This window comes from Burkholderia sp. B10, assembly GCF_004368385.1.
Lineage (GTDB): Bacteria > Pseudomonadota > Gammaproteobacteria > Burkholderiales > Burkholderiaceae > Burkholderia > Burkholderia vietnamiensis.
Genome location: NZ_PQMX01000031.1, coordinates 20,176 through 44,277 on the forward strand (window position 1 = coordinate 20,176; position 24,102 = coordinate 44,277).

Below are 24,102 nucleotides of genomic sequence, written 5' to 3' on the forward strand. Positions count from 1 at the left end.
CCGGTGACTCGCCACGCGCGCCCCGCTATCCTGCGCCCGCGGCCGCAAGCGCCTTCAGCGCGAGCCGCAACGCGCCGTGCGCTGAATCGTCGAGCGGCGCCCGCAACCGCGCCGCGTGGCGCTCGGGCACGGCCGGCGCGAGCGCGTCGGCCAGCCCGCCGCACAGCGCGACCGGCAGCGCGTGCCGCGGGTCGAGCGCGTCGATCATCTTGCCGATTTCCTCGCCGGCCTGCGCGATGAGCGCGGCGGCATACGGATGGTCGCGATGCGCGAACACGATCGGCGCGAGCCGCGCGTAGATGGTCTGGTTCGCGTCGCACGACCACTGGACGAGCGCGTCGCGATCGTCCGCGCCCGTTGCGCCGAGCAGCGCCTCGGCAAACGCATCACGCGGCGCACGGCCATCGAGCGCCTGCTGCGCGTAAGCAAGCGCACGCATGCCGAGCCACGCGCCGCTTGCCTCGTCGCCGGACGGAAAGCCGAAGCCGCCCGCAATGCGGCAATCGCCCGCCGCATCGAGCACCGCCGCGATGCTGCCGGTGCCCAGCGCGACGATGAGCCCCGGCGCGCCGCCGTGCGCACCGACCAGCGTCGTGTATGCGTCGCTTTCGACCGCGAGCGCGTCGAGCGGCGCGTGCGCGCGGAAAGCGGCCAGCCAGGCAGCGTTGTTGACGCCCGCCAGCCCGCAGCCAAGCGCGCATTGCGACCAGTTCAGCGCGAGTCCCGCTTGCGTGAACGCGTCGGCACAGGCCGTGCCGATCGACGCCCAGGCGCGCTCGATGCCGAGGCCGAGCCCCGACGGGCCGCCGCGCCCCTGGGCGAGTTCGCGGCCGTGCCGGTCGGCGAGCACCGCGCGGGTGCCGGTGCCGCCGCCGTCGATGCCGATTGCAAAAAGTAATGCCGTCATGCGTGGATCCTGCTGATTCGACCAGTCGCCAAGCTTAACCGCATCGGCCCCGCGCGCCCATCTGCCGTTCGGCCAGCTATGCCGCGCATGGGGCTTCCGCTATGCTGGCGCGATCGAATCGACACTGGAACGAGGCCGACGATGTCGCAGCGGTGCAACTGGGTAAAGACGGAAGCGGACGCCCACTATCACGATACTGAATGGGGCGTGCCGTCGCATGACGATCGCCACCTGTTCGAGATGCTGATCCTGGAAGGCGCGCAGGCCGGGCTGTCGTGGTCGACGATCCTGAACAAACGCGCCGGCTATCGGGAGGCGTTCGCCGATTTCGACGTCGACGCGGTCGCGCACTTCACACCGCAACGCGTCGACGAGCTGCTCGCGAATCCCGGCATCGTGCGCAATCGCGCGAAGGTCCAATCAGCGGTGATCAATGCGCGGGCCGTGCAGCAGATTCGCGAGGAGCACGGGTCGCTGGCGAAGTTCATGTGGTCGTTCGTCGGTGATACGCCGATCCAGAACGCGTGGCGGTCGTATCGCGACGCGCCGGCGTCGACCGCCGAGTCCGACGCGCTCAGCAAGGCGTTGAAGGCGTACGGCTGCAAGTTCGTCGGCTCGACGATCTGCTATGCGTTGATGCAGGCGACCGGGATGGTGAACGATCACGAGCTCGGCTGCCCTTGCCATGCGCAATGTGCGGCGCTTGCGGGCAAGCAGCCGGCACGGCGCCGCAACGCAGGCTGACGGCGAGGCGGCGGGCAGCGGAGCTGGACGGGCCGACGACAGGCCCGCCACGAAGCGGGCTGGCCCGGCGGCACGACCGCGGCGGCGGCAGCGGCAGCGGCGCCGGCTGGGGGGATAGCCGCAGACCGCGCCTGTCGGCAGCGCTCCCGACACCTATACCGCCCGGAACAGCCAGCCAAAAAAGCAAAACGGCGGAGCGGCTTCTTTCGAAGCACGCTCCGCCGTTTCGCGGCGAACCGTCAGACGCTCTTAGTGGAGCTTCTTCGGCAGCATCTGGCTACGCAGACGCTTGTGCAGGCGCTTGACGGCTGCTGCCTTCTTGCGCTTGCGGACTGCGGTCGGCTTTTCGTAGGACTGGCGTTCGCGCAGTTCAGCGATCAGGCCATTTTTTTCGATAGCACGGCGAAAGCGGCGAATCGCCACTTCGAACGGCTCGTTTTCTTTCAGAAGAATCGTCGTCATGTCGTTCCTAAAGTGCTTAAACGGTCAAAAACGTAGCGGCCAAGCGCCACGCACCGGCCATCCGGGCGTCCCCACAACAGGCGAAACGAGCGGAAATACGGCCTCGGAGGCCGGAAATGAGAGGCGGAAAGCACCGCGAGTACGCTTCACAAGCCGCGTGCAGCGCCGCGTTTGACTGCCAGCAGGAATGCCGCAACGGCAAAGGCGTGACAGAAAATCTCAATTCAGCCCGCCATCATAGCAGGAAATCACAGACAAAACCATCCTTTTGTCGTTCGCGGGGTGCTGGAGCGCGTGAAGGCTGCCGAAATGCCGTCCCGAACGGCTGCCGCACGCGCCCACAAAATCGCTGCGACCCAAGCCAGGCTTGGGCTTCGCGCCCCCATCCCACTTCCGTCCCGAATTTCCTCGACGGAGTTTCTAAAGTTTTCGCCGGGTGCCGCCGTCAACCAGGAAAGGCGGGCAGCGCCACTCGCGATAAAGCGCGACGCCGAAAACGACCCCTGTCTGTACTCAGGCATTTTCCAAAACGAGGAAGCAAATGCTGAACATCAACACCAACATCCTTTCGCTGACGACGCAGACGAACCTGTCGGGCTCGCAAAGCGCACTGTCGCAAGCGATCAACCGCCTCTCGTCGGGCAAGCGCATCAACACCGCAGCTGACGACGCAGCAGGCCTGGCGATCGCAACGACGCAAACCGCAGCAATCAACGCGCTGACGCAGGGTGTTGCAAACGCGAACAACGGCATCTCGATGATCCAGACCGCCAACGGCGCGCTGCAATCGACGATCGACAACCTGCAACGTATCCGTACGCTGGCAGTGCAGTCGGGTGACGGCTCGCTGGATTCGGCCGCTCGTGCAAACCTGCAAGCTGAAGTCTCGACGCGTCTCGGCGAAATCGACCGTGTCGCATCGCAAACGACGTTCAACAGCCAGACCATCCTGGGCGGCACGGGCAGCGTCACGTTCCAGATCGGCGCAGCAGCGAACCAGGTCGTTACCGTCGACTTCGGCACGCAGAACTGGAACAGCACGGGCATGAGCGTGAACGCCCTGAGCGTCAGCACGCAATCGGGTGCGCAATCGGCGATCACGGCGATCGACGCGGCACTGAAGCAAGTCAACACGTTCCAGGCAACGCTGGGTGCGGCACAGAACACGTTCCAGGCTGCGATCTCGACGACGCAAACCCAGGCAACCAACATGAGCGCTGCTCGCGCGCAGATCACCGACGCGGACTTCGCGACGGAAACGGCGAACCTGAGCAAGGCGCAAGTGCTGCAGCAAGCAGGCATCTCGGTTCTGGCGCAAGCGAACTCGCTGCCGCAACAAGTCCTGAAGCTCCTCGGTTAATAGAGAAGCACGCGCGGCGGGCCATACGCCCGCCCGCCTACGGGCACCGCGGCGTCGCCATCGGCACTCGATGCGACGCCGCCGCCCTGACCGGAATTCTCAAGGGAGGCACGCCTCCCTCTTTGCATTGAACCGCGGCGCCACCGCCGCATCGCGCTCGTTGATTGCGCGGACGACCGGAGTAACGGCATGGCCACCACCACCCCCGTCAGCAGCACCGACATCAGCACCCTCCTGTCGCAGGCCGGACAGTCGATCATCAGCGGCGCGACCAATTCGTCGCTCGACGTCAATACGCTCGTGACGACGCTGGTGAACGCGAAGACGGCCGGGCAATTGCAGACGCTGCAGACCCGGCAGACGAACGACAATACGCAACTGTCCGCGATCGGCCAGTTGAAGAGTGCGCTGTCGGCGCTGCAGAGCGCGCTTACCGGCCTCTCGGACGGCAGCACGCTCAGCGGCCTGGCGGCGACGGCGAGCGGCACCGGTATCGCGACGACGGTGACGAGCAGCAGCAGCGCGGTGGCCGGTTCGTATTCGGTCAACGTCACGCAACTCGCGACCGCCAACAAGCTGTCGTCGGCCGGCGTGACGTCCGCGGACACGATCTCGGCAGGCTCGCTGAGCATCACCTTCGGCAGCAATGCCGCGTTCAACGTCAACGTGGCGGCCGGCGCATCGCTGTCCGACATCGCGTCGTCGATCAATTCCGCATCCGGCAATGCCGGCGTTACCGCATCGGTCATCACCGGTTCGGACGGACAGCATCTCGTGATGCAGTCGAACGCCACCGGCGCGGCCAACACGATCTCGATCACGGGCACGGGCGTCAACTCGAAACTGACGTCGGGCTACACGACGGTCACCCCGGCGGCCGATGCGAAGCTGACGATCGACGGCACGCCGGTATCGAGCGCATCGAACACCGTCACGGGCGCGCTGACGGGCGTCTCGCTGGCGCTGTCGCAAGCCGCGGTCGGCACGACGCAAACCATCACGCTGTCGCAGGACACGGCCGCGGCGACGAATGCGATCACCAATTTCGCGAACGCGTACACCAGCTTCGTGACCACGGCGAAATCGCTGTCGTCCTACGACTCGACGGCGAAGAGCGCCGGCCCGCTGCTCGGCGATGCGATGCTGAACACGATCACGAACGCGCTCGCGACGACGCTCAGCAGCGGCGTCACGACCGGCGGCACGACGTATGCGCTCGGCAGCATCGGCATCAACGTGACGTCGACCGGCACGATGACGGTCGACACCGCCGCGCTGACCACGGCACTCAAGTCGAACAGCTCGACGGTGGCGGCGATCTTCAACCAGACGAACGGCGTGGCGCAGGCGCTCAACTCGCAGATCAACTCGTACACGCAGACGTCCGGCTTGATCGACCAGCGCACCACCGCGATCAACGCCGATCTGACGAACGTGCAGAGTCAGGCCACGCAACTGCAGACCTACTCGAACCAGCTGACCACGCAATACACCGCGCAGTTCACCGCGCTGAACTCGCTGATGGCGCAGATGGCGAACAACACGCGGTATCTGACTCAATTGTTCGGCGGCCAGAGTAGCGCCGGCGCGTTGGCCACCAACAAGTAAGCCACTACGAACCGGACCTGACCATGACGACCGACACCCTGTCCCGCGCCTTCGACCTGACCCGCGCCATGCAGTCGGCGGCCGACGCACGCGACTGGGTGCGCGTCGCGGCCCTCGTCGGCGAACGCTCGCCGCTGCTGATGAGCCTGTCCGGCGAGCAGACGCAGGATGCGCTGGACCGGGTGCGGCAAATCATGGCCATCGACGCGTCGATCACGGCGCACGCGCAGGCGGACCATCACCGTCTGACTGCGGAATTTGCGCAGTCGCAGGAACGCATCAAGGCCGCGAGCTTGTACCAGAAGACGGGCATGCTGTAACCGGCAGGCCGTCTGGTCTGTACCGATGTCGAACTAGAAGACGCCGCCAGTCGAGCGGACCGTAGTCGCCGTAACGTCGAGCCGCTTCAATGCGGCTTTTTTTTCGCCGGCACGCGGGGCGCGAGCGGGATCGCGCCGGTCACCCAGTAGCGCTCATTCGGCCGGCACACAAAGCGTCGGTTCGAACGTCGCTTCCAGCCGCGCCCCGCCCCGCTCGCGCGTCACGCGTCCGCGGGCGCCGTCTCGCCAGCCGCGTAGCTGGCCCACATGCCGTGCAGCGCGTCCTCCAGGTTGTGCGCAAAGCGCGATGCGTCGCACAGCGGCGACGCCAGCACGCGCTCGCGCAGCGTGGCGCGCAGCGTCGCCAGCCGGTCGCGGTCGGTCGCGAATGCGACTGCCTTCGCGAGGTACGCCGCCTCGTCGTCGGCGATCCATTCGCCCATGCCCGCCGCGTGCAACAGGCTCTCGCAGATGTGCGTGACGAACCGGCCGCCCTTCATGCCGAGCACCGGCACGCCCATCCACAGCGCTTCGGCGGTGGTCGTGCCGCCCGGGTACGGGAACGGGCTCAACGCGATGTCGATGCGGTTGTACGCGGCGAAGTATTCCGCGCGCGGCGAGCCGCCCTCGAGAATCAGCCGGTCCGCGCTGATGCCATGCCGCGCGAAGCGCTCGAGCGTCGCCCGATTCACGTCGTCGGCGCCGAGCTCATACGCCTTCAGCAGCAGGCGCGCGCCCGGCAGCGCGTGCAGGATCCGCGACCACAGCGCGACGACCCCGTCGCTGATCTTGACCAGCTTGCCGAAGCAGCCGAACGTGACGCCGCCATTGGTCGCCATCGGCAGCGGGCCGACCGCGACGTCGTACGCAGGCGGCGTGAAGCACAGGTAGCTGTCCGGCAGCCGCCACGGGCGCTCGGTGAAGTGATGCTCCTCGTCGGCGGGCAGCGTGTGCGCATCGCCGATGAAATAGTCGATCGCGCGGCAGCCGGTCGTCGCGAAGAAACCGAGCCAGCTCGCCTGCACCGGCGCGGGCTTGTGCGCGAAGATCGGCAGGCCGCTCCAATCGGTGTGACCGGCCATATCGATCAGGATGTCCATCCCGTCGTCGCGAATCAGTTGCGCGGCCTCTTCGCGGCCCAGGCCGACCACCTTCTTCCAGCTCGCGAAGTTCGGCTTGAGCCGCGCGGTCACGCCGTCCTCGCCGACGAAGGTCACATAGGCATGCGGCTCGATACGCGACCGGTCGATCCGCCCGAGCACGCTCTCCAGGAAAATCCCGACCGGATGCTGGCGCAGGTCGCCCGACACGAAGCCGACGCGCAGCGGCCGTGCATGCGCCTGCGCGACGCGCTTCGCGCGATCGTGCTCGAACGGATCCGCATCGCGCTCGAGATGTTCGCCGTAGCGGACCGCTTCGACGACCCACTCCTGCGGCTCGAACGCCGGCGAACTCGACATGTTGAACAGCATCCGCGAGTACGCGCGATGCAGGTCGTATCGGATCGCCGAGCGGTACGCGTCCAGCGCGCCGGCGAAATCGCCTCTCGCCCACCGGATGTCGCCGAGCGTCATCTGCATCTTGAGGGGATCGATGCCGAGCTCCCGAGCGATCTCGATGTGCTCCATCGCCTCGTCCAGCTTCTCGAGCCGCAACAGCACGGCGGCGAGGTTGTGATGCGCGTCGGCATCGTCGGGGTTCAGGTCGATCGCGTGTCGGTAGCTCAACTCCGCGGCGGCCAGCGCGTTGAGGTTGTGATACGCGAAGCCGAGGAAGTTGTACGCATCGGCCAGTTCGGGATCGAGCTCGATCGCGTGCCGGCACGCCTGCACTGCCTGCCCGTATTCGCCCTGCTGGTTGCGCAGGTCGCCGAGCCAGGCCCATGCCCGCGCACGCGCGGGATCGATCTCGATCGCCCGTTCGAGCAGCGCGACCGCCTTGTCGAATTCGCTCATGCGCTGCAGCAGTCTTGCCAGTACGCAGTGCGCGTCCGCGTCGCCCGGATCGAGCCCTTCGCGCGCATGGTCGACCGCACCCCGCAGATCGCCTGCCGCGCGCAGCGTCTCGCTCAGCCCTTGATGAGCAACGCGCAAACCCGGTTGCAGCGCGATGGCGCGGCGATAGGCATCCGCAGCCTCGTCGAATTTCTCCTGCGCGCGCAGTGCGTTGCCGAGGTTGCTGTACGCGTCGGCGTATTGCGGCTGGTGCGCGACCGCCTTGGCGTAGCTCGCCGCCGCCGCCTCGTGCTCGCCCAGATCCTGCAGCGCGTTGCCCAGATTGTTGTAGGCCTGCGCGTAGTCGGGGCGCAGCTCGAGCGCGCGCGCGCAGCTCGCCATCGCCGCCGTCGGATCGCGCGCGTCGCGCAGCGCGTTGCCGAGGTTGTTGTGCGCTTCCGCATAATCCGGACGCAGCGCGACCGCGCGACGGTAGTGCGCGATCGCGTCGTCGAGCCGGCCGCTTTCGCGCAGCATGTTGCCCAGGTTGTTGAAGTACGACGCGTCCGGCCGCTCGACCAGCGATTGCTTCATCAGTGCCAGCCCAGCGTCGTACTGCTTCAGCTGACACGCCAGCAGCCCGAGGAAATGCAGCGCATCCGGCTGGCCCGGCTGCGCGGTGAGGATCGCGTCGTACAGCGTCTTCGCTTCCGCGAGACGCCCCGACTGGTGATGCGCCAGCGCGGATTGCAGCGTGTCGTGGATATCGTTCATGCTTCCTGTTCCGAGTTCGTATAGCGTTGCCACATGGCGAGGAACGCCGCTTCGAGATGCGTCGCGAACCGGCGCGCGTCGCACAGCGGCGATGCGAGCAGTTGCGCGCGCAGCCCGGCGCGCAGCGTCGCGAGCCGCTCGCGGTCGCGCACCGCCGCGATCGCCTTCGCGACGTAGGCGTCCTCGCCGTCCGCGATCCAGTCGCCCATGCCCGCCGCGTGCAGCAGGCTTTCGCAGATGTGCGTGACGAACCGGCTGCCCTTCATGCCGAGCACCGGCACGCCCATCCACATTGCTTCGGCGGTGGTCGTGCCGCCCGGGTACGGGAACGGGCTCAGCGCGACGTCGATGCGGTTATATGCGTTCAGGTATTCCGTGCGCGGCGAACCGGCCTCGAGGATCAGCCGGTCGGCGCCGATGCCATGCCGCGCGAACCGCGCGACGGTCGCATCGCGCACGCCCTCGCGGCCGAGCTCGTGCGCCTTGAGCAGCAGCCGCGCGTCCGGCACCGCGTGCAGGATGCGCGACCACGCGTGCACGACGTCGTCGCCGATCTTCACGAGCTGGCCGAAGCAGCCGAAGGTCGGATGGCCGTGCGCCGCCATCGGCAGCGGACCGACCTCGACCTCGTCGGCCGGCGGCGTGAAGCACAGGAAGCTGTCCGGCAGCCGCCACGGCGCTTCGACGAAGTGATGCGCGTCGGCGTCCGGCAGCGTGTAGCGGTCGCCGATGAAGTAGTCGATCGCGTCGCAGCCGGTCGTCGCGAAAAAGCCGAGCCAGCTCGCCTGCACCGGCGCGGGTTTCCAGCCGAATGCGGCCAGCCCGCTCGACTGCGTATGGCCCGCGAGGTCGACGAGGACGTCGATCCCGTCGTCATGAATCATTCGCGCGGCGGCCTCCGGCGGCAGCGCGGCGATCGAGCGCCAGACGCTCGCGTGCGGCTTCAGTTTCGCGGTGATCGCGTCTTCCTCGTCCGTGGTCACGTACACGCGCAGGTCGATGCGCGTGCGGTCGAGGTGGGCAAGCACGCTCTCCAGGAAGATGCCGACCGGATGCAGGCGCAGATCGCCGGACACGAAGCCGACGCGCAGCGGCCGCCCCTGCGCGCGCGCCGCCCGCTCGCGCGGATCGTGCGCATAGCGCGTCGAACGCGCCGCCAGATGCCGGCCGTAGCGCAGCGCATCGGCCAGGTAATCGGCAGGGCTCACGCAAGCGGATGCCGCCGCGCTGAACAGCAAGCGGCTCAGCACCGTCGCCGCCACGTCGTCGGCATCGTCGCGCACCAGCGCCAGCGCGTCGCGATACGCGTGGACCGCGGCATCGACGTTGCCCTGCGCGCGCAGGATGTCGCCGAGATTCACGTGCATCAGCACGGCGGGCGCGCCGGCCTGCAGCGCCTGCCGGCAATACACGAGCGCTTCGTCGAGCCGCTGCAGCTTCAGCAGCACGACGGACAGGTTGTGGCACGCGCCGGCGTCGGCGGGATTCAGCGCGACGGCGGTGCGATGGCACGCCAGCGCGTCGTCGAGCCGGTTCAGCCCGTGATACGCGTTGCCCGCGTGGTTGTGCGCCTCGCCCAGGTTCGGCGCGAGGCGGATCGCGTCCAGCGCATGGGTGAGCGCTTCCGCGCAGCGCAACTGCTTGTGACGCACGGCGCTCAGGTTCGCGTGGGCCATCGCCATCGACGCGTCCAGCTCGATCGCGCGTTCATAGTGCTTGGCGGCGCCATCGAGGTCGCCCAGGTCTTGCAGCGCGTTGCCGAGATTGTTGTAGGCCTGCGCGTAATCGGCGCGCAGCTCGATCGCGCGCGCACTGCTCGCCATCGCCGCCGTCGGTTCGCCCGCGTCGCGCAACGCGTTGCCGAGGTTGTTGTGCGCTTCCGGGTAGTCGGGCCGCAGCGTCACCGCGCGGCGGTAGTGCGCGATCGCGTCGTCGAGCCGGCCGCTTTCGCGCAGCATGTTGCCGAGGTTGTTGAAGTACGACGCGTCCGGCCGCTCGACCAGCGACTGCTTCATCAGCGCGAGGCCAGCGTCGTACTGCTTCAGCTGACACGCCAGCAGCCCCAGGAAATGCAGCGCATCCGGCTGGCCCGGCTGGGCGGTGAGGATCGCGTCGTACAGCGTCTTCGCTTCGGCCAGACGGCCGGACTGATGGTGCGCGAGCGCGGTCTGCAATGCCTGTCCTGTTCCGTCCATCTCGTGTGTCCTGCTCAATAGGGATGAGTCGCATACGCAGTCGATCGGCGACCGTCAGATGTCCGATCGTGACGGGCGAGGTCGCGATCCCTTCGCGACCTATCGCGACCTATCGCGGCCTATCGCGGCGACGATGCCGCGCGCCGCCAGGTCGGGGGAACGTCAGGTCGGCCGGCGCGCTGCTCGGCGCGACGTCCGCCGTGTTCCGCTTGCCGCCGACGCGGCATCGTCGGCGCACGTCACGCCGTGACCGACCTCACGCGGACTCGACCGGCGCGGCTTCGACGTGCTGCGCCCACATGCCGTGCAGCGCGTCCTCGAAGTGGCGCGCGAAGCGCGGCGCATCGCACAGCGGCGACGCGAGCAAGCGCGCACGCAACGTCGTGCGCAGCACCGCCAGCTCGGCGGACTTGCCGACCCGCGCGACGGCCTGCGCAACATACGCGTCGTCGTCGTCCGCGATCCAGTCGGGCAGCCCTGCCGCATGCAGCAGGCTTTCGGTGATGTGCGACAGGAAGCGGTCACCGCGGCGGCACAGCACGGGCACGCCCATCCACAGCGCCTCGGCGGTCGTCGTGCCGCCCGGATACGGGAACGGGCTCAGCATCAGGTCGACGCGTCGATATGCGGCCAGATACTCGGCGCGCGGCGCGCGGCCTTCGAGGATCAGGCGCCGAGCGTCGATGCCGTGCGCCGCGAAGCGCGCGGCAAGCACTTGCTGCTCTTGGGGAGCATCGAGATGCTCCGCCTTAACGAACAGCTTCGCGCCCGCGACCGATTGCAGCACGCGCGACCAGACCGCGACGACGCGATCGGTGATCTTCGCGAGCTTGCCGAAATAGCCGAAGGTCGGATGGCCGTTCGCGAGCATCGGCAGCGCGCCGACATCGATCGGCTCGGCCGGCGGCGTGAAGCACAGGTAGCTGTCCGGCAGATGCCACGGCCGCTCGGTGAAATGCGCGGCCTCGGCAGGCGGCAGCACGTGGCGGTCGCCGATCACGTAATCGATCGCGCGCACGCCGGTGCTCGCGAAATAACCCGGCCAGCTGGCTTGCAGCGGCGCCGGCTTCCACGCGAACAGCGGCAGGCGGTTGTAGATCGTGTGACCGGCCGCATCGAGCAGCACGTCGATGTGGTCCGCGCGGATCCGTGCGGCCGCCGCTTCGTCGCTCAGGCCGGCGATGCGGGTCCACGTCGAGAAAGCCGGCTTGATGCGGGCGGTCAGGTCGTCCTCGACGTCGCGCGTCGGGTACGCATGCATCTCGATCCGGTTCGGGTCGAGATGCTTGAGCATGCTCTCGATGAAATAGCCGACCGGGTGCGACTTCAGGTCGCCCGACACGATGCCGACCTTCAGCGGCCGACCGACCCGCGGCGACAGGTCGACGAGCCAGTCCGTCCACGGCTTCGCGTGCCGCGTGACGAGCTCGTCGTAGCGCGCGGCCTCGGCAAGATACGCGGCGTGGTCGAACGTTTCGCCGTAGTGGCTCGCGAACAGCAGGTTGCTGCGCGGCTCCGGCAGGTCGGGGCGCAGCGCGACCGCATGCTGGTATGCCTCGAGCGCGGCCGGAATCTCGTTCAGGTCGAACAGCGCGTTCGCAAGATTGTTGTAGGCCTGGCCGTTGTCGGGCTTCAACGCGAGGGCCTGGCAAAACGCATCGACGGCGCCGCGCGCGTTACCTGCGAGCCGCAGCGCGTTGCCGAGGTTGTTGTACGCGTCGACGTAATCGGGCCGCAGTTCGATTGCGAGGCGGAAGCACTCGGCGGCGGCGGCATGACGGTTGTCCGCCTGCATCACGTTGCCGAGGTTGTAGTAGTACATCGCGTCCGGCCTGATCTCGATCGCCGCCATGATCAGGTCGGATGCCTGCCGATAACGCCCGTACTGATGGCCGATCAGGCCGAGGAGGTGAAGCGCGTCCGCGTGCCGGGGATCGGTGTCGAGGATCTGCCGGTACAGCGTCTCGGCCTCTTCCAGCCGGTCGGCCTGATGGTGCGCCAGCGCCTGTTCGATCGTGGCGGCGGCGGGGGAGGTGGGCATCATGAGCTATGTCGTCCTGGTAGCCAATACGGGATTCGAATCGCGGCCGGCGACGCTGCGTCGGCGCACGCCTTCGCCCGCGGACGCACACACCGACGGTCTCCGACGTGTCCGAATTCTCCTCGCGCACGCCGCGTTCCAATTTGGCGAGCAGGTGCTGGAATTGGTCGCTATTCCCGCGACTGCAAGCCGCACCGGCGGGCGCCCCGAATTCGCGCCGGACACCCGCGAATCCATCGAAATGCGGGGTGAAACCACCCGCTAATCCGACATTCGATCCCGGCGGCGCTCGCTAGACTTGATCGCAGAAAGATGTCCGACCTGCGACGCTCGGACGGCTGTGCATTCCGATGCCGCCGCGCCGACGCGTGCTCGTCCGGTCACACCCTTTGTGCCTGGAGCCCTGTGTATGCACGAATCAGCGATCATCACCAACGCAGATGGCGATCAGCTCGCGGCGCGCCGCGAATTGTTCGACCTGATGCAGACCTACCCCGCGACGCGCGAGGAACTGGAACGGTCGCTCGGCCTGTTCGTGCGCGGCTCGCTCCTCGCACGCATTCTCGCGACCTTTGAGATTTATCAAAAAATCGTGCCGCTGCCCGGCGCGATCCTCGATCTCGGCACGTGGCGCGGGCAGACCGCCGTGCTGTGCGAGAACTTCCGCGCGATTCTCGAGCCGCTGAACTTCCAGCGCCGCATCCACGCATTCGATACGTTCACGGGCTACACGGGCTTCGCCGAGCACGACACGCGCGACCGCAAGCTGTTCTCCGACGGCACGTACTCGCTGTCCGGCGAGTACGCCGACCTGCTGCGCAAGCTGCTGAACCTGCACGAGCGCAGCAACGCGATGGGGCACGTGCATGACAAGCACCACGTGTGGGAAGGCGACTGCCGCGACACGCTGGCGGCGTTCGGCGAAGCGCATCCCGGCGAGATGGTCGCGCTCGCATGGTTCGACCTGAACGTGATCGAGCCGACCCGGCATGCGTTCGACGCGGTGATGGAGCGGCTGGTGCCCGGCGGCGTCGTCGCGTTCTGGCAGCTCACCCGCGGCGGCCAGCTGCCCGCGGAAGGCGTCCATTACCTGCGCGACCTGCTCGGCAACCGTCCGCACCAGATCCACAAGGCGGCGGCATATCCGTCGCTCTGCTACCTGTCATTCCCCGAAGGTGGGGGCACACGCAAATGAAAATCGCAATCCTTGGCAACGGCATTCTCGGCCTGATGACGGCCCGCGCATGGCAGCAGGCCGACCCGGGCGTCGAGCTCGTGATCGTCGGCCACGCGCATCGGCCCGGCTCGGCCACGCGCGCTGCGGCGGCCATGCTCAATTCGTTCACCGAGCTGGAAGGCGATTCGCTCGGCACGCCGATCGACCGCTTCAAGTTCGAGCTGAGCCGCGGCGCGACGGCGGCCTGGCCCGCCGTATTCGCCGAAATCTGCACGCCGGAGCGCGCGGTCGCGCACGGCTTCGGCACCTTCGTGCTGAACAACGCGGCGACCGACGCGCTCGACGACGAGAACTTCGCGGCCATGCAGCGGTTCTGCCGCGAATTCGAGGAGCCCTGCGAGGCGGTCGATCCGTCAGGCATCCCGAACTATCATCCGGACCCGCGCTATCGTGCGCTGAAGGCGGTCTTCCTGAAGCGCGAAGGCTGGGTCAATCCGAAACAGTTTCTCGACGCGCTGACCGCGTCGGTCGCGCAAGCCGGCAACGTGCGCTTCATCGACGCCGAGGTCGAGCGGCTCGACACCGCGGCCGGACGCGTCACCGCGGCGCATATGTCCGATGGCAGCGTGCTCGGCGCGGACCGCTTCATCCTCTGCAACGGCGCCAACGTGACGCGCGTGCTGCAGGCGAGCCTGCCCGAGCTGCCGGTGCAGCGGATGTTCTACGGCATCGGCATGTCGGTCGAACTGCAGAGCGCGGAGAACGTGCACACGCACTGCGTGCGCACGACCAACCGCGGCCTCGCGTGCGGTGTGTATTCGGCGCCGCACGGGCCTGACCGGACCCTCGTCGGCGCCAGCAACTACATCAGTCCGGTGCCGCACGAGCACGGCCACGCCGGCAGCGCGTACACGCTGCTCAAGTCTGCGATGGACCAGATCAACACCCGCTTCTCGCGCGCGAACCTGGTCAACGTCAACGTCGGCTGGCGACCGACGACGTCCGACCTGTATCCGCTGTTCGGCGAAACCAGCGTGCGCGGACTGTGGATTCTCGGCGGCACCAAGCGCGACGGCTTCCACCTGTCGCCGGTGCTGTGCCGCGACCTCGTCGCGGCGATGCGCGGCGAGCCGGTCGATCCGCGCTACGCGGAACTCGCGCCCGAACGCCCGCTGATCCGCAACATGACGCGCGAGGCCGCGATCGCGAAGACGGTACGCCATCAGATCAATGCCGCGTACCAGCACGACTTCGTGCCGGCGCGCAACCGCATGGTCGAACAGCTTCAGAACGCGATGCGCGCGGACCTGGAGGCGCTGCACGACAAGCTGGGCGCAACGGACTGGGGCATTCCGCCCGAGCTCGTCGACATGTACCGGTACGGCCACATTCCGGCATGAGCGGCGCGACCATGAACCGCGACGCGAAGCGGGTGGCGATCGTCCAGTCCAACTACATTCCGTGGAAGGGCTACTTCGACCTGATCGCCGCCAGCGACGAGTTCATCCTCTACGATGACGCGCAGTACACGCGCCGCGACTGGCGCAACCGCAACCAGATCAAGACGCCGCAGGGCGTGCAATGGCTGAGCGTGCCGGTGAAGGTGAAGGGCAAGTATCACCAATCGATCCGCGAAACCGAGATCGACGGCGCCGACTGGGGGCCGCTGCACTGGAAGGCCCTGCAGCAGAACTACGCGCGCGCGCCGCACTTCGCGCGCTATGCAGACGAGCTCGAAGCGCTCTACACCGGTCGCACCTACGGGATGCTGAGCGAGCTGAATGTCGCGATGCTGACGTGGGTCCTCCGGCAACTGGAGATCGGCACGCGCGTGTCGTCGACGTCGGACTATGCGCTGCACGGCGACCGCACCGAGAAGCTGCTGAACCTGTGCGTGCAGGCGGGCGCGACCGAGTACCTGTCCGGCCCGGCCGCGCGCAGCTACCTCGACGAGAACCTGTTCGCCGATGCCGGCGTCGCGGTGCGCTGGTTCGACTATCCGACCTACCCCGAGTATCCGCAGCAGTGGGGCGACTTCGTCCACGGCGTGACGGTGCTGGACGTGCTGTTCAACTGCGGTCCCGAAGCGCGCCGGTACGCGCTGACCTCGAAAGACTGAAGCGATGTCCATGAGCGAATCCCCGCATGCGAGCCTGCTGGAAGAAGTGGCCGCGTACTACAGCGCGCGGCTGGCGGAGCACGGCGCGACCGCGCGCGGCGTCGACTGGAACGGCGAAGCCGGCCAGTTCCTGCGCTTCGAACAACTGACGAAGATCCTGCCCGCGTCCGGCGGCCACTCGGTGAACGACATCGGTTGCGGCTACGGCGCGCTGGTCGATTTCCTGAAGGCGCGCGCGCTGCCGGACGGCTTCGCGTATGCGGGCTACGACATCTCGTCCGACATGGTCGACGCCGCGCGGCAGCGCTACCGCGACGACGCGAACGTCGCGTTTCATGTCGGCGCGGTGCCGCAGGCTGCGTCGGACTACGGGATCGCATCCGGCATCTTCAACGTCAGGCGCGGTCACGGCGACGACGCGTGGCTCGACTACATCCACGCGACGCTCGACACGCTGCACGCGACGAGCCGCTTGGGCTTCGCGTTCAACTGCCTGACGTCGTATTCCGATCCGCCGTTCATGCGCCCGGACCTCCTGTACTACGCAGATCCGTGTGCGCTGTTCGATCGCTGCAAGCGCCGCTATTCGCGCCACGTCGCGCTGCTGCACGACTACGGCCTGTACGAATTCACGATTCTCGTCCGCAAGGACATCTGAGCGGCGCCGCGCGCGCGCCGCGCGGCCGAACCTCCCCAACTTACCGCGGAGCCTGACCATGTTCGGCCCACCCAATCTCGACAGCATTCCGTTCGGCCGCCCGTTCGTGGTCGGCAAGGAGCTCTACTACATCGCGAAAGCGGTCGAGCAGGGCGGCCTCGCTGGCGACCAGGCGTTCACGAAGCTCTGCCACCGCTGGCTGGAGGCGCGCATCGGCTGTCAGCGCGCGCTGCTCACGCACTCGTGCACGGCCGCGCTCGAGATGGCCGCGATCCTCGCCGACGTGCAGCCCGGCGACGAAGTGATCATGCCGTCCTACACGTTCGTGTCGACCGCCAATGCGTTCGTGCTGCGCGGCGCGACGCCGGTGTTCGTCGACATCCGCCGCGACACGCTGAACCTTGACGAGACGCAGATCGCCGCCGCGATCACCAAGCGCACGCGCGCGATCGTGCCGGTGCACTACGCGGGCGTCGCATGCGACATGGACGTGATCGGGCAGCTCGCGGCGGACCACGACCTGTGGGTGATCGAGGACGCCGCTCAGGCGCTGCAGTCGACCTGGAACGGCAAGCCGCTCGGCAGCCTCGGCCACCTCGCGTGCCTCAGCTTCCACGAGACCAAGAACGTGATCTCGGGCGAAGGCGGCGCGCTGCTGGTCAACGACCCGCGCCTCGTCGAGCGCGCGGAGATCATCCGCGAGAAGGGCACCAACCGCAGTCAGTTCTTCCGCGGGCAGGTGGACAAGTACACATGGGTCGACGTCGGCTCGTCGTTCCTGCCGGGCGAGCTGATCGCGGCGTTCCTGTACGCGCAGTTCGAGCACGCGGACGTGATCACCGCGCAGCGGCGCGCGACCGTGCAGCGCTACCAGGACGCGCTGCAGCCGCTGCATGCGGACGGGCTGATCGAGCTGCCCGCGATTTCGCTCGCCGAGCGCGGCAACGGCCACATGTTCTATTTCCTCGCACGCGACCTCGCCGAACGCACCGAGCTGCTGGAGCAGATCCGCACGGTGGGCGTGAACGCGGTGTTCCACTACGTGCCGCTGCACAGTTCGCCGGCCGGCCAGCGCTACGGGCGCTGCGGGTCCGGCATGGCGGTGACGGACCTCGTCGCCGACCGGCTCGTCCGGCTGCCGCTGTACCACGACATGACCGAAGCCGAACAGGATCGCATTCTCGACGTGGTCTTCGATTTCTACCGCACCCGATAACGATGACGACTCACAAACCTGGCTTGGCGCACAGCGGCTCGCGCATCTTTACGCGACTCGGCCACCCGTACTACATACTCGCGCCGAATTACCGGCAAACCTCCGGCGGGATCCGCGCAATGCACTACCTGTGCCACGTGCTGAACCTGCTCGGCCAAGAAGCGTACGTCTGCACGCAGGTCGTGCATCCCGACCTGCGCACGCCGCCGCTGACCAACGACATCGTGCAGACGCACGCCCGCGCGAATCGCAGTCCGATCGTCGTCTACCCGGACGTCGTCACCGGCAATCCGTTCAACGCGCGCTGCGTCGTGCGCTACCTGCTGGCCGAGCCCGGCCGCATCAACGGTGAACCGATCGCCCTGCAGCCGGACGACCTCATCTTCACGTTCGGGCCGTCGCTGGTGCCCGACGGATGGAAGGCGGACCTGCTGCGCATGCCGCTGGTCGACACGCGCATCTTCAACAGCGACGGTGTCGACGACGCCCGCCGCAACGGCACGGCCGTCTTCATCAATCGCCACCTGCGGCGCGGCGGCACGCTGCATCCGGTGACCGCCGAGTCGATCGAAATCTCGACCCGCGTGCCGGAACGTTCGGCGCACGAACTCGCAGCGCTGTTCCGACAGGTCGAGTGCGTGTACATGTACGAATGGTCGACCGCGGTGTTCGAGGCGCTGCTGTGCGGCTGCCCGGTCGTGTGCATCATGAATGACGCGTCGCTGTCGGAGCCGACCCGGTGGGTGATGGACGGCAAGGGCATCGCGTGGGGGCTCGACGAACATGAGATCGCTCACGCGAAGGCCACCGTTCATGAAGCGCGCAGCGTCTACCTGAAGGAAGAGGAGACCTTCTGGCAGCAGTTGCAGAACTTCGTCGAACGGACCCAGGCCCACGCGGACACGCTGGATGCGCAGGCCGTCGCAGCGGGCGCGGCCGCCCAAGGGCAGTCGGCATCCACGCCGCGCTCGTGCATCGCGGTCGTCACCGCCGAGCCGGCCGACCACGCGCGCACCAGCCTGCGCTTTGCGCAGCCGTTCGCGCGGCTGGACCGCGAATGGGCGCTGACTTTCCCCGTCACGCCAGCCGGCATCGATCCCGACGCGCTGCAGCGCGCGGACCTGATCGTGCTGCAGGGCGACACGCCCGGCCTGCTGTCCCCCGCCACGCTGGAACACCTGTTCTCGCTCGGCAAGCCGGTCGTCCTCGAGATCGACGTGCCGCTCGACACGCTGCTCGCCGACATCCCCGGCGCGGCCGACAACGCGCGCCGCAAGGCGGGCATCCGCAGCGCCGTGCAGCGCGCGCATGCGCTCGTCGTGCCGTCGGAAGCGCTGGTGCGGCAGTACCGTCATGTCAACGCATCGGTCCACGTGCTGCCGACCGGCGTCGATCTCGAGCGTCTGCACCGCGCGGCGCCCGGCGTGCGCGACCACGTGAACCTCGCGGTTTCCGGCACCGGTCTCGACGGCGCGCGTCTCGAGCAGGTCCGCCTCGCGCTGGCCGAGCTCCGCCGCCGGTTTCCGGGGAAGCTCCGGGTGTCGTTCGTCGGCGCGGCGCTGCCGGCCGGCTGGGACCGCGAACCGGACGTCACGCTGATCGCAGAGCCTGCCGCTTACGACAGCTACGCCGACGCGCTGAAGCGCGCGGACCTCGACATCGCGCTGGTCGCGGCGCCGGTCACGTTGCGCGGCGATGCGCCGCCGCGCGCATGGCTCGAATGCTCGGCGGTCGGCGCGGCCACGGTGCTCGTCGCCACGCCGGCGGAAGGCTGCTCGGTCGTCCACGGCCGCACGGGCTGGCTCGTCGCCGACACCGCCGACGCGTGGGTCGACGCGATCGCGCACCTGATCGAGCATCCGCAAACCCGCGCGCAACTCGCCGCGGCCGCGCAGGATGAGATCCGCGCGCAGCACGACATCGGCCGCAACGCCTCGCGCCACGGTGCGCTGTACGCGCGACTGCTGGCGGAGAACCGGACGCTGGCGCCGGTCGCCGCGACCGCGGACGCCGCACCGCGCCGCAAGCGCCTGATCGTGTATTCGATCGATCCGGACGCATGCGCGTCGTCGCGAATTCGCCTCACGCTGCCGTTCGGTCTGCTGAGCGACGAATGGGAACTCGTCCCGGGCATCCGGGACGGCCAGATCGACAGCAGCGCGCTAGCAACGGCCGACGCCATCCTGCTGCACCGGCTGACGCCCGGCATACTGACCGGCAACGACCTGTACACGATCTTCAAGCATGAGAAGCCGGTGATCTACGAGACCGACGACCTGCTGACCGAGTTGCCGGCCTCGCATCCGCTCGCCGCGCAAGGCGAGATGGCCCGCGCGGGGATCGAGCTCCTGCTGCGCAACGCGGACGCCGTGATCGTATCCACGCCGTTCATCGCCAGCCGCTACCGGCTGTTGCACCCGCGCGTTCACGTGCTGCCCGACAGCGTGGACTTCGACCGGTTCTACCGCCCCGTGACGGCGCGCGGCGACGATTGCGTGACGATCGGCATCGCCGGTGCGTCGCTGCGCGCCGACAACTTCGCGCTCGTCGACGCGGCGCTGCAGGCGATCTGCGCGCGCCATCCCGGCAAGGTCAGGGTGAGTTTCGTCGGCGCGGACGTCCCGCCGGGCTGGGCCGGCCACCCGGCCGCCGGGTGGGAGCCAGAGCTTCACGACTACGACGCGCACGCACGACGCCTGCCGGAACGGCGCTGGGACATCGCACTGCTGCCGCTCGCCGACCACGACTACAACGCCGGCACGAGCACGATCCAGTGGCAGGAATACGCGGCGGCCGGCATCGCCTCGATCGTCAGCGACCGGCCAGCCTATCGCTTCGCGCTGCACGACGGCTGCGACGGCCTGCTGGTCCCGGATGCGCCGCAGGCCTGGGTCGACGCGCTCGACCGGCTGATCGCGAACCCGGCGCTGCGCCGCGGGCTCGCGCGCACGGCGCAGGCGAAGGTCCGCAAGCATCACGCGCTGCAGCAGGTGCTGCCGCGCTATCGCCATGTGTATCAGCAGTGCATCGACAAAGGCGCTGTCGGCAACCAGCCCGGCCGGACGGATGCGCCGATCCTCGGCGCGCTGATCCTGGACGCCGAGGGCGATCTCGACAAGGTTCGGCTGAGTCTGCAGGAAATCGCAAGGCGGCCGGAACAGGATCTGCTGGCGGTCGTGCTGACCACGTCGCAGGCACCGCTGCCCGAATGGACCGACAAGCTGCGCTACCTGCACGCGCCCGCGCACGAGTACACGGCCACCGTCGAGCAGCTCTGCGCACTGCCGGCGTTCGACTGGACGCTGATCGTCGAAGCGGGCGACGGGCGTGCCGCGCAGGCACGAACGCCCGCCGATGCCGCGATCGCGTAGTTCGGCGCGCGCCGAGCCGCTTGCCTAACGCTGGCGGCCCGGCGCGCTATCCCGGCAGCGCGCCCTATATTCAGTTGCTCGAACAGCCGCCGCAACTGCTCGAGCTGCATGAGCTCGACGAACTGCACGAACTCGAACTACTGCTGTCTCCGGCGCCCGAGTCGGACGAACCGCTCGACCCGCCGGTTTTCACGGCGACGGGCGGCGGCGCCATCAGCACTTCCGAATGCGCGGCCCACACGGTGCCGGCGAGCGCGCCGGCGCCGAACGGCGCGGCCGTCCACAAGAGCCCGTCCGGCGTCGCACGGTCGCCCCGGCGTTCGCCGCGGTGCGCGTCAAGCGCCGCCGCGCCCGAAGCCGGGCAGGCGTCCGACCATGAAGTGGTACGCGACCATGAACGCCGTCATGAAAATCATCAGCGGCAGCATGGGCTGGCCGCGGGTCAGGCCGACCGCGAGCCTCGCCGCGCCCGCGCAGAACACGAGCAGCGGGATCGCGCGCGCGGCGGGCTCGCTCGACGGGCCGTCGCGCAGTTCTGCGCACTGCACCGGGGCGTCGGCGGGCACGACCGGCTCAGCCACGCGGCACGGCCAGATCGCTTCGGGCGGCTCGCAGCCACAGCTTGCGGTAGCTGTCGAGCGTCTGCCGGCAGTGCCGCGCGTACTGCGCGGCCTCGTCGGGCGCGCCCGCGCCCGGCACGTGGTGCAGCGGCGCGCGCAGCACGCCGGCGCAGAACACGTCCCGGTATTCGCGCGTGTATTGCAGGTGCAGGTGCCATGCGGCGTCGACCGCGCGCGCCGGCGTGACCGGATGGCCGGCTGCCTGCGCGAGGATCCAGATACAACAAATCAAACGAAACACGAAATTATTTCAAAAATACATAAGCATTAAATTGCACCAGAACCAATTAATTCGGCGCGACCATACGAAATAAAACGCCGAGCGAAAAAATCACTCGGACTGCAAACCAAAATAACCCCGTCAAATCTGACAGATAGGAATTTTGCAACCACCGCCTAATATTCTTCTGCCGACCCGATTCAATTTCGGCCACACTACCCCCAAAAAAACTACGGGGATAGCCGTTAACAAAATGATTAGAAGAGGGCAAAAATGGGTGTTTATATCATTGAATATGGTCAAGATACCAACTTCGTGCTCGCCGTCCAGGACCAAATGCTGGGCTCGTCGGTCGTAATCAAGAACAAGAAAGGGCTCGCGCCGCGATATGCCTTTTGGGATGTCGACTTCGACAGCGGCGTCATTTCGCTCAATTCGAGTGGCGGCGGGATTGCGATCGGTGCAACGCCGATCGCCGCCGAATCCTATGCGAAGCTCGCCCTTCGTCAGGATGCGATACATTTCGATTTCTTCCTGCATCCCGGCTACCTCATGGTCGATGTCAATCCGCCCCTGTGCCTCGACGTCAAGGACCGCAGAATTGCCGACGGGACGCCGACGTGGCTCTACCCGTACAACGGCTCGCCGGCTCAACAGTGGAATCTCATCCCGCTGCGCAACCTCAACGCGTTCGAATAAGACGCCGATCGAGGTCGACAGGCTCGTAGCGAGCCTTCCAGACCTTCGTCGCTCGAGCGCCGCTCGAGTCTGATCACGCCGTTGATACTGAAGCCCGCGGACCAGGAGTTCGCGGGCTTTTTCGTCGTGATCTGTCCCGCCACAAGCGAATACACGTGCTCTGCGCCGCGCGCGGGGCATCGTCGTTGCATGGATGATTGGCTGACCTGAACCGGCACGTTGAGAGCCTGCTTCGCGAAGACACGTGTTCGAAGCCGATCACGATGCCCGCCGTGTGGGCGTGGAGTCTGGCGGTCTCCCGACGACTGGATGTCGCGCTGCAAACGGCCGAGCTGGTGCCGATGCTAGCTGCAACTTAGCTGCAACGGGTCTGCACGACGAAGGGAAGAAACCGCTGAGAGCCTTGAGAGGCTTGGCGCGCCCGGCTGGGATCGAACCAGCAACCCCTGCCTTCGGAGGGCAGTACTCTATCCATTGAGCTACGGGCGCATATGACAGTGACGACGGTGAAACGACCCCGATAAACCAGTCGCCACCGTTGGCAAGACGGCAAGGATACCCGGTTTCCCATGACGCGTCCACCTCGCGCCCGAATCCCCGTCCGGCCGGCTTCCCGTGCGGGTAAACACGCGCCGCCGCGCCGCTCGCCGTGATGTAAACGTTCCGTCTATAATCGTCCGTGCTTCATTGGACTGCCATTTTGCCGTTGCACCGCGCACAATTCCTAATCACGGAGACGAGGCAAGCATGAGCGAAGCACCCCACGAATCTCCCGTCAAAACTCCCGGGCAGCTGATTGCCGTTGTCATCGCGTCATTCGCCATTCCGATCGCCCTGATCGTCCTGTTCGCCAGCTATGCCAACCACGCGTTCCGTTCGGGCGCGGGCACCGACGCGCTCTCCGACCAGCAGGTCGCCGCACGCATCGCGCCGATCGCGCAGGTCGAGGTGAAGGACGCCAACGCGCCTCGCACCTACAAGACAGGCGAGGAAGTCTACAAAGCCGTGTGCGTGACCTGTCACGGCACCGGCGCGGCCGGCGCGCCGAAGTTCGGCAACAAGGACGACTGGGCGCCGCGCATCGCGCAGGGCTACGACACGCTGCTGAAGACCGCGCTGTCGGGCAAGGGCGCAATGCCACCGCGCGGCGGTACGAACCCCGACGACGTCAGCGATTATGAAATCGCCCGCGCGATCGTCTACATGACCAACAACGCAGGAGCGAACTTCGCCGAACCCGCCGCGCCGGCCGCCAACGCCACACCGGCCGCGGGCGGCGCATCGGGTGCAGCAGGCGCATCGGGCGCCGACGCATCGAACGCACAGGCCGCCGCGGCAATGGCCGCGATCGCCGCGATTCCGAAGGCCGGCGACAAGCCCGCGGCCGCGCCGACCAGCGCCGACGCCGCGTCGGCCGGCAAGGCGCTGTACACGCAGGTATGCCAGGCCTGTCACGCAGCGGGCGTGCTCGGCGCACCGAAATTCGGCAGCAAGGAGGACTGGGCGCCGCGCCTGAAGGACTCGATGGACACCGTCTACAACTTCGCGCTGCACGGCAAGGGGGCGATGCCGCCGAAGGGTGGCTCGAACGCGTCCGACGCCGACGTGAAGGCGGCCGTCGACTACATGGTCAACGCGGCGAAGTAACGCGCTCGCCGGCCAACGGAAAAAACCCCC

The 24,102-nt window shown here is 67.6% G+C and carries 18 protein-coding genes, 1 tRNA gene and 1 pseudogene; 13 read left to right on the forward strand and 7 right to left on the reverse strand.

Annotation, left to right across the window (positions count from 1 at the left end; translation table 11 throughout):
- Positions 1-25 precede the first annotated feature (25 nt).
- On the reverse strand, positions 26-907 hold the full coding sequence (locus tag C3Y15_RS17025) for a BadF/BadG/BcrA/BcrD ATPase family protein (protein WP_069246110.1): 882 nt from the start codon (positions 905-907) through the stop codon (positions 26-28).
- A gap of 141 nt (positions 908-1,048) precedes the next feature.
- On the opposite strand from C3Y15_RS17025, the gene C3Y15_RS17030 reads away from it, so the two are divergent.
- Complete coding sequence (locus tag C3Y15_RS17030) at positions 1,049-1,651, forward strand: DNA-3-methyladenine glycosylase I (protein WP_060091121.1); 603 nt, start codon at positions 1,049-1,051, stop codon at positions 1,649-1,651.
- 249 nt (positions 1,652-1,900) lie between these two features.
- On the opposite strand, the gene rpsU is transcribed toward C3Y15_RS17030, so the two are convergent.
- Positions 1,901-2,113: a 30S ribosomal protein S21 gene (rpsU, locus tag C3Y15_RS17035; protein ID WP_006401410.1), complete on the reverse strand. Its 213-nt coding sequence runs from the start codon at positions 2,111-2,113 to the stop codon at positions 1,901-1,903.
- A gap of 541 nt (positions 2,114-2,654) precedes the next feature.
- Here rpsU and C3Y15_RS17040 point away from each other — a divergent pair.
- From C3Y15_RS17040 to C3Y15_RS17050, 3 genes are all read left to right on the forward strand, one after another.
- A complete protein-coding gene (locus C3Y15_RS17040) occupies positions 2,655-3,473 on the forward strand; it encodes a flagellin domain-containing protein (RefSeq protein ID WP_014722224.1) in 819 nt (272 codons plus the stop codon).
- Between the two features lie 189 nt (positions 3,474-3,662).
- Entirely contained in the window at positions 3,663-5,081 is a 1,419-nt protein-coding gene (gene fliD / locus C3Y15_RS17045; RefSeq protein ID WP_060091119.1) for a flagellar filament capping protein FliD, read from the forward strand.
- A gap of 23 nt (positions 5,082-5,104) precedes the next feature.
- Positions 5,105-5,401: a flagellar protein FliT gene (locus C3Y15_RS17050; protein ID WP_014722222.1), complete on the forward strand. Its 297-nt coding sequence runs from the start codon at positions 5,105-5,107 to the stop codon at positions 5,399-5,401.
- 221 nt (positions 5,402-5,622) lie between these two features.
- Here C3Y15_RS17050 and C3Y15_RS17055 read toward each other — a convergent pair whose 3' ends face one another.
- From C3Y15_RS17055 to C3Y15_RS17065, 3 genes are all read right to left on the reverse strand, one after another.
- Complete coding sequence (locus tag C3Y15_RS17055) at positions 5,623-8,109, reverse strand: tetratricopeptide repeat protein (protein ID WP_069246109.1); 2,487 nt, start codon at positions 8,107-8,109, stop codon at positions 5,623-5,625.
- Positions 8,106-10,304 (reverse strand): glycosyltransferase family 41 protein, encoded by a 2,199-nt coding sequence (locus C3Y15_RS17060; protein ID WP_069246108.1) that lies wholly within the window; start codon positions 10,302-10,304, stop codon positions 8,106-8,108. Before C3Y15_RS17060 ends, C3Y15_RS17055 begins: the two co-directional genes overlap by 4 nt.
- A gap of 256 nt (positions 10,305-10,560) precedes the next feature.
- Positions 10,561-12,348 (reverse strand): tetratricopeptide repeat protein, encoded by a 1,788-nt coding sequence (locus C3Y15_RS17065; RefSeq protein WP_069246107.1) that lies wholly within the window; start codon positions 12,346-12,348, stop codon positions 10,561-10,563.
- Here C3Y15_RS17065 and C3Y15_RS17070 point away from each other — a divergent pair.
- From C3Y15_RS17070 to C3Y15_RS17100, 7 genes are all read left to right on the forward strand, one after another.
- Positions 12,347-12,610, forward strand: a complete 264-nt coding sequence (locus C3Y15_RS17070) for a hypothetical protein (protein ID WP_041493726.1) — start codon at positions 12,347-12,349, stop codon at positions 12,608-12,610. The genes C3Y15_RS17065 and C3Y15_RS17070 overlap by 2 nt on opposite strands.
- A gap of 144 nt (positions 12,611-12,754) precedes the next feature.
- The gene (locus tag C3Y15_RS17075; RefSeq protein WP_059561588.1) at positions 12,755-13,540 is read left to right on the forward strand and encodes a class I SAM-dependent methyltransferase; all 786 of its coding nucleotides are present in this window, start codon (positions 12,755-12,757) and stop codon (positions 13,538-13,540) included.
- Positions 13,537-14,922, forward strand: a complete 1,386-nt coding sequence (locus tag C3Y15_RS17080; RefSeq protein WP_059561589.1) for an FAD-binding oxidoreductase — start codon at positions 13,537-13,539, stop codon at positions 14,920-14,922. Before C3Y15_RS17075 ends, C3Y15_RS17080 begins: the two co-directional genes overlap by 4 nt.
- Positions 14,919-15,641, forward strand: a complete 723-nt coding sequence (locus C3Y15_RS17085; RefSeq protein ID WP_124260126.1) for a WbqC family protein — start codon at positions 14,919-14,921, stop codon at positions 15,639-15,641. Before C3Y15_RS17080 ends, C3Y15_RS17085 begins: the two co-directional genes overlap by 4 nt.
- A gap of 10 nt (positions 15,642-15,651) precedes the next feature.
- Positions 15,652-16,299 carry a class I SAM-dependent methyltransferase gene (locus C3Y15_RS17090; protein ID WP_014722213.1) on the forward strand — a complete coding sequence of 216 codons (648 nt, stop codon included), beginning with the start codon at positions 15,652-15,654 and terminating at the stop codon, positions 16,297-16,299.
- 58 nt (positions 16,300-16,357) lie between these two features.
- Complete coding sequence (gene rffA, locus C3Y15_RS17095) at positions 16,358-17,515, forward strand: dTDP-4-amino-4,6-dideoxygalactose transaminase (RefSeq protein ID WP_014722212.1); 1,158 nt, start codon at positions 16,358-16,360, stop codon at positions 17,513-17,515.
- A 2-nt stretch (positions 17,516-17,517) separates the two neighbouring features.
- The gene (locus tag C3Y15_RS17100; protein ID WP_069246106.1) at positions 17,518-20,886 is read left to right on the forward strand and encodes a glycosyltransferase; all 3,369 of its coding nucleotides are present in this window, start codon (positions 17,518-17,520) and stop codon (positions 20,884-20,886) included.
- A gap of 70 nt (positions 20,887-20,956) precedes the next feature.
- Here C3Y15_RS17100 and C3Y15_RS17105 read toward each other — a convergent pair.
- A pseudogene (locus tag C3Y15_RS17105) lies at positions 20,957-21,717 on the reverse strand (TIGR04222 domain-containing membrane protein); the annotation flags it as partial.
- Positions 21,718-21,999: 282 nt separating this feature from the next.
- Here C3Y15_RS17105 and C3Y15_RS17110 point away from each other — a divergent pair.
- Complete coding sequence (locus C3Y15_RS17110; RefSeq protein WP_041493721.1) at positions 22,000-22,425, forward strand: RICIN domain-containing protein; 426 nt, start codon at positions 22,000-22,002, stop codon at positions 22,423-22,425.
- Positions 22,426-22,838: 413 nt separating this feature from the next.
- Here C3Y15_RS17110 and C3Y15_RS17115 read toward each other — a convergent pair.
- A tRNA-Arg gene (locus C3Y15_RS17115) sits at positions 22,839-22,914 on the reverse strand.
- Between the two features lie 258 nt (positions 22,915-23,172).
- On the opposite strand from C3Y15_RS17115, the gene C3Y15_RS17120 reads away from it, so the two are divergent.
- The gene (locus tag C3Y15_RS17120) at positions 23,173-24,072 is read left to right on the forward strand and encodes a c-type cytochrome (protein ID WP_059474555.1); all 900 of its coding nucleotides are present in this window, start codon (positions 23,173-23,175) and stop codon (positions 24,070-24,072) included.
- Positions 24,073-24,102: the final 30 nt, after the last annotated feature.

Bases quoted from the DNA above. Each gene is read 5' to 3' on its own strand.
- C3Y15_RS17025 (WP_069246110.1), bottom strand. From the start codon at position 907: ATGACGGCATTACTTTTTGCAATCGGCATCGACGGCGGCGGCACCGGC.
- C3Y15_RS17030 (WP_060091121.1), top strand. From the start codon at position 1,049: ATGTCGCAGCGGTGCAACTGGGTAAAGACGGAAGCGGACGCCCACTAT.
- rpsU (WP_006401410.1), bottom strand. From the start codon at position 2,113: ATGACGACGATTCTTCTGAAAGAAAACGAGCCGTTCGAAGTGGCGATT.
- C3Y15_RS17040 (WP_014722224.1), top strand. From the start codon at position 2,655: ATGCTGAACATCAACACCAACATCCTTTCGCTGACGACGCAGACGAAC.
- fliD (WP_060091119.1), top strand. From the start codon at position 3,663: ATGGCCACCACCACCCCCGTCAGCAGCACCGACATCAGCACCCTCCTG.
- C3Y15_RS17050 (WP_014722222.1), top strand. From the start codon at position 5,105: ATGACGACCGACACCCTGTCCCGCGCCTTCGACCTGACCCGCGCCATG.
- C3Y15_RS17055 (WP_069246109.1), bottom strand. From the start codon at position 8,109: ATGAACGATATCCACGACACGCTGCAATCCGCGCTGGCGCATCACCAG.
- C3Y15_RS17060 (WP_069246108.1), bottom strand. From the start codon at position 10,304: ATGGACGGAACAGGACAGGCATTGCAGACCGCGCTCGCGCACCATCAG.
- C3Y15_RS17070 (WP_041493726.1), top strand. From the start codon at position 12,347: ATGAGCTATGTCGTCCTGGTAGCCAATACGGGATTCGAATCGCGGCCG.
- C3Y15_RS17065 (WP_069246107.1), bottom strand. From the start codon at position 12,348: ATGATGCCCACCTCCCCCGCCGCCGCCACGATCGAACAGGCGCTGGCG.
- C3Y15_RS17075 (WP_059561588.1), top strand. From the start codon at position 12,755: ATGCACGAATCAGCGATCATCACCAACGCAGATGGCGATCAGCTCGCG.
- C3Y15_RS17080 (WP_059561589.1), top strand. From the start codon at position 13,537: ATGAAAATCGCAATCCTTGGCAACGGCATTCTCGGCCTGATGACGGCC.
- C3Y15_RS17085 (WP_124260126.1), top strand. From the start codon at position 14,919: ATGAGCGGCGCGACCATGAACCGCGACGCGAAGCGGGTGGCGATCGTC.
- C3Y15_RS17090 (WP_014722213.1), top strand. From the start codon at position 15,652: ATGAGCGAATCCCCGCATGCGAGCCTGCTGGAAGAAGTGGCCGCGTAC.
- rffA (WP_014722212.1), top strand. From the start codon at position 16,358: ATGTTCGGCCCACCCAATCTCGACAGCATTCCGTTCGGCCGCCCGTTC.
- C3Y15_RS17100 (WP_069246106.1), top strand. From the start codon at position 17,518: ATGACGACTCACAAACCTGGCTTGGCGCACAGCGGCTCGCGCATCTTT.
- C3Y15_RS17110 (WP_041493721.1), top strand. From the start codon at position 22,000: ATGGGTGTTTATATCATTGAATATGGTCAAGATACCAACTTCGTGCTC.
- C3Y15_RS17120 (WP_059474555.1), top strand. From the start codon at position 23,173: ATGAGCGAAGCACCCCACGAATCTCCCGTCAAAACTCCCGGGCAGCTG.